Raw genomic sequence first — 9519 nt, forward strand, 5'->3', positions numbered from 1 at the left:
TTAGCGGAACCGAATGATAATCTTAGCTTATGTATTCGCTTGACGCTCGATTTCAGCTTTCAATCTTTTTTCAGGAGCAAAATCCCTTTCCCAGTTTTTCGGTTTGAGTACTTTCCCGTCACTTTCCCGATACTTAGCAACACCGTTGTGCAGCTTGCCCATATTGGCTTGATGTACAATATCAAACAGTGGCTCTGGCTCAACCCCTAGAATGGCGAAGGAACCATTATTAAAATATGCCTCATCGATCAGTGCATCTGCTTGGGCAACAAGAATATCTTCCACTGGCTTTTGCTCCGCACTCATTTTAGATTTGGCTTTCTCCAAGCCGGCCAGGAATCGTTCATAGAGCTTTTCGAACTCAGGGATGTTACCACCTGCAGTGGCGTATAGCAATTCGATCAATTCTTCCCCTGACCATACTGCACGTTTCAGTGCTGTCTCTTCGCTCATGGGAGTAGGTTTATCATTGTGCAAATGATCGAATGCCTGATGGAATTCTTTCACTTGGTTGTATTGTTTCGTCATCTGTTTATTCCCCTTTAAGGTGTTTAGTCAATAACGCTTAAATACTTTCAATACCCTATATGCCCTCTTCCGTGTAAATGCCTTGGTTAGCTGATAATATTACTTTACCGCAGGTCCGAGCCGACCGCTTCATGCAAGTATGAGGCGGGGAAGACGCTCTCTGCTTCTGATCAAAGGACAAAGATGGGCAAGATCTTGAAAGCTAGGTGTAAAAATCAAAATCTATAAAAAGCTGCTGCATCTTTTTATCCCCACCACATGATGGTTGCAAAAAAAAGACCATAGGGACACTGGTCCAGCTATGAACAGCATTGAAATCACGTAAGTTGGTGCATCGCCTTTCTGTTTACGTGTGAATAATATTAAGAGAAGCATAGCTATTAGATACAAGATGATACTTATTATACAAAAATCCGTCACATAATAGATAAGCCATGTATCATACACATGCTCCTGCATCCAGTATGCAAGACCTTGGCCGCATAGACCCAGATATGTAGCAAGCAGGAATGAAGTAAAGAAGGAATCGTTTCATGTCTTTTTCCTCTCTGATAAACTAAATATACCATATAGACCCAAATTATGGATTGGAGGATATGTATGGAAAGATTCGTCATTATGACAGTTGGAAAAACTCATAGCGGAAAGACAACATTTGCAAAGGAATTAAAAAAAGACTTGAGGAATGCTGTTGTTATTGATCAAGATGTCCATGCACTTTTTTTACGGAATCACTATCAGGAGCTGCTCCCGCAGTCTGGTCCAAATGATCTGAAATATGCAATCACACAAACTATAATCGATTACGCGGTAAAGAAGACAGATGCACATTTGATAATCAGCAATGCCAATCTTAATCGCACTTCTCGGACAAAACTTCTGGATTATTACCGGAATCAGGGATTTACCAGCATCATCGTTTATTTTGACTTGCCGGAAACCACGCTGAGAAGGCGGATAGCTGATGGAAATCGGGACACGGCCATGCTTCGGACTGTTTCCGGATTCGGGCAGATCCTGGACAGGCAGATGGATGAAGCAGGGGAGCCCTCGGCAGATGAGGCAGACCATCAATTTGTCATAAGGGATGAAAATGACGTTTTAAATATCATCAACAAAATTCTAAGTACAATAAAAAATTAAAAAGAGGGAGTGTCCTCCCTCTCTGATAGGTTAATATCCATATCCGTAGTAAGGATATGTGTAATACGGGTATGGATAAGGGTAGTATGGGTAAGGCCGGGGGCGGTAATAATAAGGCGGATAAAGTAAACTGCTGCCGATCAGCCCGCCAATGACACCGCCAAGGAATGGAGCGCCATAACCGAACCCAGGACGGCCGTAGCCAAATCCAAAACCAGGCCGGCGGCGGTATTCATCCGTATAGACCGGATAGGAATATGGAACTTGTTCGTCAGCTTGATATGGAACAAGCGTATGGTTTTGATCTTGCATGAAAACACCTTCCTTTCTGTGCCAGTGTATGAGGGCAAAGAGCGGAAGGCGCAGGACAGCTGCCTAATGAGCGTTTTTTAATTGAATGTATCGCGAAGGATGGCAGCTATCGGAATAAGCAATGCAAGAATTGGAACGAAGGCCCATATCCAGGTATGCTGGGGTCGTTTGTTTTCCTCTTTCATTTTCTCTATCTCGAGCTCAAGCAAACGGATGCGTTGTTCCAAGTCTTCCTTCATACTTCATCCTCCTTAGGCTTGTCTTTCGTATTCTTAATAAAAAGTGCCCCCGTTACATTGTAGCAAACAAGAGGCAGCTTCATGCTTATGCAATGACGGTTGATGTAATTCCTGCAATGCCGCCGTTCCCAGATACAGCGTTGCTGACAGATCTTTTATAAGATACATATGAAATGTAAAGGGCGATCGTTGCGCCGATCAGGGATAAGGCCAGGCCTATATAGGATATCACCGTGGCGATGAATTCATATCTTTCCTCTTCGACAATGCTGATATTGTTATTCAACTGATCATCGCTCCTTCCTCACGCTAGCTTATGCATCGATGGGCGGATGGTGCCTTTTTTTGATCAATCGTTTGATTAGCTGTGCTTTTAGGAATTATCTGTTCTTTTGCTCAGGGAAAAACTATTAGCTGTCGGCTATTCATATGGCAGTTTGAAAAAACGTTGCTATAGACCCACCCGTTGGTCGGCTGATATGATGATGGAACTGGAATGAAAGGGCTGACGAGGTGTTGGAAAATGAAAAATACAAGGAGTTGAAGATGGGAGAGCGCGGAGTCTATATCAGTATCGGTGCTTATCTCGTCTTGTCCTGTTTAAAATTGATTATCGGATTCATTAGTGGGTCTGCTGCTTTGCGAGCGGATGGTTTGAATAATGCTACGGATATCGTGGCTTCCGTTGCTGTGCTGATCGGACTCAAGCTGGCGCGGAAACCGCCGGATGCAGATCATCCGTATGGTCACTGGAAAGCGGAGACGGTCGCAAGTCTTATTGCTTCCTTCATCATGATGACAGTCGGTCTGCAAGTGCTGTATACAGCTGTATTGAATATATTTGATGGTTCCAATGAGGCGCCGGATATGCTCGCCGCTTGGACAGGCGTATTCGGGGCCATCGTCATGCTCTTCGTGTATCGATATAATATGCGGCTCGGATCAAAAATAAACAGTCAATCTGTTAAGGCGGCAGCAAAGGATAATTTGTCCGATGCCCTTGTGAGCGTGGGTACAGTGGTCGGCATCGTCGGCTCCCAGCTTGGTTTGCCTTGGCTGGATCCGCTGGCAGCAATCATCGTTGGCTTGATTATATGTAAGACTGCTTGGGATATTTTCACATCCTCTTCCCACCAGCTTACCGATGGATTCGATGAAACACTGATGGCTGCATATACAGAAACCATTATGCAGATTCAAGGGGTAAAAGGCATCAAGACAATGAAGGCCAGAAGCTATGGCAATAATGCCATCGTCGATACCGAGATTTTGGTCAATTCCACACTGGATATCCGAAAAGCCCATGATGTGGCAACGACAGTCGAGAAGACCCTGAAACGGGAGCACGGGGTATATTGGGTCAATGTCCACGTAGAACCGCAATAAAAAGCCAGAAGCGTACAAGCTTCTGGCTTTTTGCTTACTCGATGATCAGCATATTATGTTCGTCGAACTTCCAATGCTCGCTGAATGCCACTTCCCAATAATAGCCGTCGGGATCGGTGAAATAACCGCTGTAGCCGCCCCAATCGACACGCTGCGGCTGCTTGACGATCGTGGCACCTGCACGGGCAGCTTTGTCAATCACATAATCCACTTCTTGTGCAGTTTTTGCATTGTAGGCCAGTGTAAAGCCGGGGAAGCCGGGAGCAGCTTGAGGCGGATTATCTGCATTGATATCCTTCTGCAATTCTTCAAGCGTGAAGAGTTCAAGCTTCGTTCCCCTATTGTTGAAAAAGACGATATTCGGTGAGTTTTCCTTTACGCTTGTCTCAAAATCCAAGCCATCACGGTAAAATGCGAGTGAAGCTTGCATATCTTTGACACCTAAACAAATCAAATTGATCTGGTTCAATGCGAACACTCCTATCGTTTTTTTTGTCCCCGGTTCCTGAGCCATATGCTTATGTTGAAGAGAATCATGATTACTGCAGCCGCAAGGAGCACCGTCATGAGCATCAGCGTTCCTGTATTGGTGAAGTTGTTATAGATGCCCATTGCAAAACCGCTCAGCATGATGAATAAGTACATCCAGGTTTTTCTTGTCATGTTCGTGCCCCTTTATGGAATGAGTAAGCCTGAAAGCATTTTTTGCGTGATGTGATTGAGTTCTGGCAGGTCATCTAGAGGGAAATACCGCAAATCAAGGCTTTCCCCATCAAGCATGGTGAATTCTCCTGAAATGTCGTAGGCCTCATAAACAGAAATGACATTGTATACTTCATCCCCATTCGGGTACTTGGCATAGAACTCGGGCCCGGAACATACACGCAGGAAACCGAAGCGTTCTGCACGAAGACCCGTCTCCTCGAAAAGCTCGCGCCTGGCTGTATCCTCCAATGACTCTCCCAGCTCCAGAGCCCCGCCCGGAAGCCCCCAATCCTTCGTATCCGATCTCAGCTGCAGGAGCAGCTCGCCGAACTCATTCCGGACGATCACACCGGCGCCAGCCATGACCAGCGGCCGGCTGCCCACCACTTCACGCAGATCCATGATATAGTTTGCCAACCTAACTACTTCCTTTCATCCTTCGGGTAGATGGTATCTTTTGTGCGGGGGAAAAGCGAATTGGAGATGCCGTAACTGATCAGGTAGCTGACGAGCAAGCAGATACCCACAATGACCAGGTTGTCATGGAGCAAATAGAGTAAAGCACTCAGTCCGCCCAGCACGATATAGATCCCGACATTCAAATACAAGCGTTTCGTCTGATTATCGAATTTCATGTTGTACGTCCTTTTCTGTCATACTTGTTGATTTATTGCTAGCTTCATTATACCAGTGCCGGCATAATTTCCAAAAGAAGAGCGTATATCCGGAATGGTTGTCCCATATAGTGTACAAATGCGCGGTATGGGAGGAAGTACGAATGACAAGAAGATGGATTGCAGGAGCCATGGCATCAGCGTTGTTTATCATGCTGCTCGCGTACTATGTACCGAAAATCGTCACCACAGAAGAATCTTCCCATTCCTGGTCTTTGCCATTAGCCGGGAAGACGATCGTAATCGATCCGGGTCATGGCGGTGTGGATGGCGGGGCGGAAGGTGCAGATGGCACACAGGAGGCAGGAATTACGTTAGCCGTCTCCAAAATGCTCCGGGATTATTTGCAGCAAGCAGGGGCGCTTGTCTATCTGACCAGGGAAGACGATGCGGATTTGGCAGATGAAGATACAAAAGGACTCTCCAATCGTAAATCAGAGGATATCCGGAATCGGGTAGCCTTTATCGAAGAAAAGGAAGCAGACTTTTATATCAGCATCCATACAAATGCATTGCTTTCTACGAGATGGTCAGGAGCCCAGACGTTTTATAATGAAAACAGGGAAGGCAGTAAAGCGTTGGCTACTTTTATCCAGGATGAAATCAAGCGCAATCTGGAAAATACGAAACGAGTACCGCTGGCCTTGAATACGATGTATCTTCTGAAACATGCGGAACCTACAGGAGCGCTTGTCGAGATCGGATTCATGTCGAATCCGCAGGAGTTGGAGCTCTTGAAGGATACATCGTACCAGGATAGAATGGCCTTCAGTATTTATGAAGGCATTCTCCGTTACACGACAGAGAAGATACCGGAGGATGAATGACCGAGCGCCGCTTGCCTAGCAGTCTTAAAGATGTGTTATACTAGCGGTAAAAGCAGTCTGGAAACCGTTTTCCGGAACAAGCTAGGTAGGGGGCGTTCACATGGTGACAGAAGAAAAAGTACGGGAGCTTTTGAATGATATCGAAGATCCTTTTCTACATACGACGCTGGGTGAAACCGGCGCCATCGCAGATATCCGGATCAAGGAAGAGAAACGTCATGTCAGCGTGAAGATTTTGGTTGGCAAGACGAATACAGCTGAACAGATGCAGCTGCAGCAGGAGGTTGTCAATGTCCTGAAAAGTGCAGGGGCAGCCACGGTGGGTCTGCGTTTCGATCAGCTTCCGCAGGAAATCGTGGACCGCTATAGCCAAACCCAATCCTCCGGCAAGCAGAAGTCATTGCTGGATAAAGATACGAAAACGAAATTCATCAACATTGCCAGCGGTAAAGGCGGTGTCGGTAAATCAACCGTCACGGTCAACTTGGCAGTGGCACTGGCCCGAATCGGCTTCAAGGTCGGTATCATCGATGCGGATATATACGGCTTCAGTGTGCCGGAAATGATGGGTATCGAGAAGCGCCCGGAAGTAGTCGATGACAAAATCACACCAGTGGAGCGTTTTGGCGTGAAAGTCATTTCCATGGGCTTCTTCGTCGAGGACAATGGTCCGGTCATCTGGCGCGGCCCAATGCTTGGAAAAATGCTGACAAGCTTCTTCAAGGAAGTGCAATGGGGCGATGATTTGGACTACTTGCTTGTCGATCTTCCTCCGGGGACAGGGGATGTGGCCTTGGATATTCATACGATGCTGCCATCCTCCAAGGAGATCATCGTCACTACACCGCATCCTAATGCAGCCTTCGTCGCGGCGCGTGCCGGGCAGATGGCTATCCGAACCGAGCATGAAATCCTCGGCGTCGTGGAAAACATGGCATATTACGAAGTGCAGGCCACAGGTGAGAAAGAATATGTATTCGGCCAAGGAGGCGGGGACAAGCTTGCAGATGCACTTGATACGGAAGTGATCGGCCGCTTGCCTCTGGCGCAGCCTTATAAAGAAGAAGGCGTCTTTGCACCGGCTGTCTACCAGGAGGATCATCCGCTTGGAGATGCGTATGATGACTTGGCAAGAGCGATCCTGGAAAAATATATGCAATGACAAAAAAGCTGAGAGTATTTGCTCTCAGCTTTTTATTTGGCTTTTGTAATACAACCTTGAAGCAGGAGTGCTGTAGCCTCGTATTTACACTTGCTATAGCAGAGGTGGTTTCCGTCATTTTGCTTCTTCTTTCTGTTTTGACTGGGCTTCTTCCAATGCTTTTTGGACGGTTTGCATCAGCTTCTGTTCAAACATAGGTGTTTCAGCGGACTCTTGGATCGTCTTTTCCAGTTCTTTTCGGAATTCCTGGCTTTTCATCACATTCAGCATTTGCTCCTGTACCTTCGGATCCTGCAGGAGCTGCAGGAGCTGCTTTTGGAAATCGGAATCATTCATCAAATCTTTGACAAGCTTCTTCTGCTCAGGTCCGATATTTTTCGCGAAAGCAGCTACAAATTCCGGATCCTCGAAGCGTTCTTTCCAGAATTTCTGTCCTTCTTCCGAGGTCCATGATTTATTGATGGCATCTTCCACTTTGCTGGCATCCAGCGAAACCAAATCCTGCATCGTCTCATCAGACATCACTTCCGAAATGGCTTTCTTGCCTTCATCCGTCTTCAATATATCGGCGACCATCTGCTTGGTCGTATCATAATCCGGCTGGCTGCTTTCGGCGGCTTGCCCGCCTGTGCATGAAGCAAGCACGAATAGGGATAATATCAGGATCGGCACTAACCGTACAAACATAATCACGTGCTCCTTCCACTTTTAGTAAGTACACTTACTTTGCGCAGAAGGAGCCATGTTTATGCATCAATTCACTTCTTTCAGCTCCGGGGATCCCCCGGCAATCAATTCGCTGACTGTCACATAATGATAGCCTTTATTCTTCAGTGCCGGAAGGATGGTTTCCAGGGCCTTTTCGGTCTGTTTGACGGAGTCGGAAGCATGCAGCTGGATGATATCGCCATTGCTTGTTTCCTCCATGACTTCATCGACGATGAGCTGCGTGCCCGGATTGCGCCAGTCCTGCGGATTCACACTGTATTGGATCACCTTCAAGCCGAGCGTCTCGGACAATTGAATAATCTCTGTTGTGAAATCTCCTGTTGGCGCACGGACTAATTCGATATCCTCGTGACCGAGTTTCCGGAATATCTCTTTAGCGTAGGATAGATCCTTTCTTATTTGGGCAGGCTCTTGTTCGATATAGCTCTTGTAACGGTATCCCATCATTCCGAGTTCATGCTTATCTTCGACGATGCGATCGACGATTTGCGGATGTCGCTCTGCCCATTCGCCGCTGACAAAGAAGGTTGCTTTCACATTCTGTTCTTTCAATTCATCCAGTATAGGGATGGCTTGCGTATCTCCCCAGCTTATATTGAAGGTGAGGGCAATATTAGGCTCATCCTTGCTTCCTTGAGTCAGGGCTGCTGGTTTTTCCTTTGAGGAAAAGACGGATAATGAACTGCTCGTCTCCATCCAGATGATCAGTGCCGTGAACATTGCTGCTGCAACGACGAATGCCCATCTTTTCCATTTGTTGAAACGGAATACATAAAAGTGCTGCATGCATATCATTCCCTTCGCTGCTCCCGTAATGTAGTTCCATTCTATGCATGCCTGTCCCCGAACATGATGCTTGTCTGCAACTGTTACATAGAAAGGACAATATTTTTACAAAAAATGATTCTATTTCGGTCAGCTGGGGGACACCAATAGGAGAGCAAGCGGATCGGAGCGAATGGAGGCCGATCGAATGGATGCAAAAGAAGTCTACATGCTCTTGGACCTCTTAATACGGATTGACGGAGGAAGAAGTGAAGGCTGGAAGCAGGCAGCTATAATGAACTGAAAAGCAAAGAAAAGCACCCGGTGCAGAGGTCGGCACCCTGCTGGTGGCAGTAGGGGGAGTAATCTTAGCAGCTGCGCTCTCTGTTATGACTTCGGAATCAGTAAGATGTCATGTTTGAAAGAAGCCCCTGCAACTTGATTGATGGGAAGCACAGCCATTGGATGACTTCTCACGGCATACGCTCTCGGGTGTGGAGAAGGGACAGCCTCATGAATGAAACAGAAACGAGGGGGATATCCTCTGGGTGTACGCTGCAGAATGTGCTCGTTTGCGGGGTGTTGATAGGTGCGGCAGTAATCGTTTCTTTCTCCATTGGAATGCGGGAATGACAATGGCGTTTACATGCTCAATGAAGAAGACTCTCCAGACATTGACTGCAGGATTTACTGTCATCTGAAGGAAATCATCAAAGCCACCTGTGATAGGAATAGAGGAAAAGTAGGAAAGCTCCGTTGGATGCGGAGCTTTCCTTTATGTTAAAATGGACTGATGCTGGCCCATGGATGGCGTTTCCCTCCTATAGTCAGATAGCTCCATACAAGGGCCTCTCGGCGGCTTTTGAAAATTAATAGAAAAAAGCTGTTGACTCATATCGAAATAGGTCGTATACTGTTAAACGGCGCTAAGGTAAGACAAAAAAACGCGCCGGACAGATTATCAAGTTTTTTAAAAAAGTTGTTGACAAAAACAATTGAGACATGATAAGATGTTCTAGTCGCTGAAACGAGCGACAACAACTTGATTC

Annotated in this window: 14 protein-coding genes; 4 read left to right on the forward strand and 10 right to left on the reverse strand. The window is 46.6% G+C overall.

Annotated elements, in window-relative coordinates:
- Positions 1–27: 27 nt before the first annotated feature.
- On the reverse strand, positions 28–528 hold the full coding sequence (locus CHH53_RS13145) for a pyrophosphohydrolase domain-containing protein (RefSeq protein WP_095216582.1): 501 nt from the start codon (positions 526–528) through the stop codon (positions 28–30).
- Positions 529–1128: 600 nt separating this feature from the next.
- On the opposite strand from CHH53_RS13145, the gene CHH53_RS13150 reads away from it, so the two are divergent.
- Positions 1129–1671 (forward strand): ATP-binding protein, encoded by a 543-nt coding sequence (locus tag CHH53_RS13150; protein ID WP_095216583.1) that lies wholly within the window; start codon positions 1129–1131, stop codon positions 1669–1671.
- A 30-nt stretch (positions 1672–1701) separates the two neighbouring features.
- Here the strand turns inward: CHH53_RS13150 and CHH53_RS13155 are convergent, their stop codons facing one another.
- The 3 genes from CHH53_RS13155 to CHH53_RS13160 form a co-directional block, all read right to left on the reverse strand.
- On the reverse strand, positions 1702–1983 hold the full coding sequence (locus tag CHH53_RS13155) for a hypothetical protein (protein WP_095216584.1): 282 nt from the start codon (positions 1981–1983) through the stop codon (positions 1702–1704).
- A 77-nt stretch (positions 1984–2060) separates the two neighbouring features.
- On the reverse strand, positions 2061–2222 hold the full coding sequence (locus tag CHH53_RS17395; RefSeq protein ID WP_158221563.1) for a hypothetical protein: 162 nt from the start codon (positions 2220–2222) through the stop codon (positions 2061–2063).
- A gap of 85 nt (positions 2223–2307) precedes the next feature.
- Positions 2308–2508, reverse strand: a complete 201-nt coding sequence (locus CHH53_RS13160; RefSeq protein WP_095216585.1) for a hypothetical protein — start codon at positions 2506–2508, stop codon at positions 2308–2310.
- Positions 2509–2738: 230 nt separating this feature from the next.
- On the opposite strand from CHH53_RS13160, the gene CHH53_RS13165 reads away from it, so the two are divergent.
- Positions 2739–3608 carry a cation diffusion facilitator family transporter gene (locus tag CHH53_RS13165; protein WP_095216595.1) on the forward strand — a complete coding sequence of 290 codons (870 nt, stop codon included), beginning with the start codon at positions 2739–2741 and terminating at the stop codon, positions 3606–3608.
- A gap of 34 nt (positions 3609–3642) precedes the next feature.
- Here the strand turns inward: CHH53_RS13165 and CHH53_RS13170 are convergent, their stop codons facing one another.
- From CHH53_RS13170 to CHH53_RS13185, 4 genes are read right to left on the reverse strand one after another with little or no spacing between them, the layout of a single operon-like run.
- On the reverse strand, positions 3643–4077 hold the full coding sequence (locus CHH53_RS13170; RefSeq protein ID WP_095216586.1) for a VOC family protein: 435 nt from the start codon (positions 4075–4077) through the stop codon (positions 3643–3645).
- Positions 4078–4088: 11 nt separating this feature from the next.
- Positions 4089–4271: a hypothetical protein gene (locus tag CHH53_RS13175; RefSeq protein ID WP_095216587.1), complete on the reverse strand. Its 183-nt coding sequence runs from the start codon at positions 4269–4271 to the stop codon at positions 4089–4091.
- Positions 4272–4283: 12 nt separating this feature from the next.
- Positions 4284–4715 (reverse strand): NUDIX hydrolase, encoded by a 432-nt coding sequence (locus tag CHH53_RS13180; RefSeq protein ID WP_095216596.1) that lies wholly within the window; start codon positions 4713–4715, stop codon positions 4284–4286.
- A 20-nt stretch (positions 4716–4735) separates the two neighbouring features.
- Positions 4736–4948 carry a hypothetical protein gene (locus CHH53_RS13185; RefSeq protein ID WP_095216588.1) on the reverse strand — a complete coding sequence of 71 codons (213 nt, stop codon included), beginning with the start codon at positions 4946–4948 and terminating at the stop codon, positions 4736–4738.
- 143 nt (positions 4949–5091) lie between these two features.
- Between CHH53_RS13185 and cwlD the strand changes: the two genes are divergently transcribed.
- Positions 5092–5814, forward strand: coding sequence for an N-acetylmuramoyl-L-alanine amidase CwlD (gene cwlD / locus CHH53_RS13190; RefSeq protein WP_095216589.1), 723 nt, complete (start codon positions 5092–5094; stop codon positions 5812–5814).
- Between the two features lie 100 nt (positions 5815–5914).
- Positions 5915–6976: an Mrp/NBP35 family ATP-binding protein gene (locus CHH53_RS13195; protein WP_095216590.1), complete on the forward strand. Its 1062-nt coding sequence runs from the start codon at positions 5915–5917 to the stop codon at positions 6974–6976.
- A 114-nt stretch (positions 6977–7090) separates the two neighbouring features.
- Here CHH53_RS13195 and gerD read toward each other — a convergent pair whose 3' ends face one another.
- Both gerD and pdaB read right to left on the reverse strand, forming a co-directional pair.
- On the reverse strand, positions 7091–7663 hold the full coding sequence (gene gerD / locus CHH53_RS13200) for a spore germination lipoprotein GerD (RefSeq protein WP_095216591.1): 573 nt from the start codon (positions 7661–7663) through the stop codon (positions 7091–7093).
- Between the two features lie 66 nt (positions 7664–7729).
- A complete protein-coding gene (pdaB, locus tag CHH53_RS13205) occupies positions 7730–8491 on the reverse strand; it encodes a polysaccharide deacetylase family sporulation protein PdaB (RefSeq protein ID WP_095216592.1) in 762 nt (253 codons plus the stop codon).
- Positions 8492–9519 lie beyond the last annotated feature (1028 nt).

It is taken from the genome of Terribacillus sp. 7520-G, assembly GCF_002271665.1.
Taxonomy (GTDB): domain Bacteria; phylum Bacillota; class Bacilli; order Bacillales; family Amphibacillaceae; genus Terribacillus.

What these genes read in the sequence shown, in the direction of transcription:
- CHH53_RS13145 (WP_095216582.1), bottom strand. Translation starts at nt 528, where the DNA reads ATGACGAAACAATACAACCAAGTGAAAGAATTCCATCAGGCATTCGAT.
- CHH53_RS13150 (WP_095216583.1), top strand. Translation starts at nt 1,129, where the DNA reads ATGGAAAGATTCGTCATTATGACAGTTGGAAAAACTCATAGCGGAAAG.
- CHH53_RS13155 (WP_095216584.1), bottom strand. Translation starts at nt 1,983, where the DNA reads ATGCAAGATCAAAACCATACGCTTGTTCCATATCAAGCTGACGAACAA.
- CHH53_RS17395 (WP_158221563.1), bottom strand. Translation starts at nt 2,222, where the DNA reads ATGAAGGAAGACTTGGAACAACGCATCCGTTTGCTTGAGCTCGAGATA.
- CHH53_RS13175 (WP_095216587.1), bottom strand. Translation starts at nt 4,271, where the DNA reads ATGACAAGAAAAACCTGGATGTACTTATTCATCATGCTGAGCGGTTTT.
- CHH53_RS13180 (WP_095216596.1), bottom strand. Translation starts at nt 4,715, where the DNA reads ATGGATCTGCGTGAAGTGGTGGGCAGCCGGCCGCTGGTCATGGCTGGC.
- CHH53_RS13185 (WP_095216588.1), bottom strand. Translation starts at nt 4,948, where the DNA reads ATGAAATTCGATAATCAGACGAAACGCTTGTATTTGAATGTCGGGATC.
- cwlD (WP_095216589.1), top strand. Translation starts at nt 5,092, where the DNA reads ATGACAAGAAGATGGATTGCAGGAGCCATGGCATCAGCGTTGTTTATC.
- CHH53_RS13195 (WP_095216590.1), top strand. Translation starts at nt 5,915, where the DNA reads ATGGTGACAGAAGAAAAAGTACGGGAGCTTTTGAATGATATCGAAGAT.
- gerD (WP_095216591.1), bottom strand. Translation starts at nt 7,663, where the DNA reads ATGTTTGTACGGTTAGTGCCGATCCTGATATTATCCCTATTCGTGCTT.
- pdaB (WP_095216592.1), bottom strand. Translation starts at nt 8,491, where the DNA reads ATGCAGCACTTTTATGTATTCCGTTTCAACAAATGGAAAAGATGGGCA.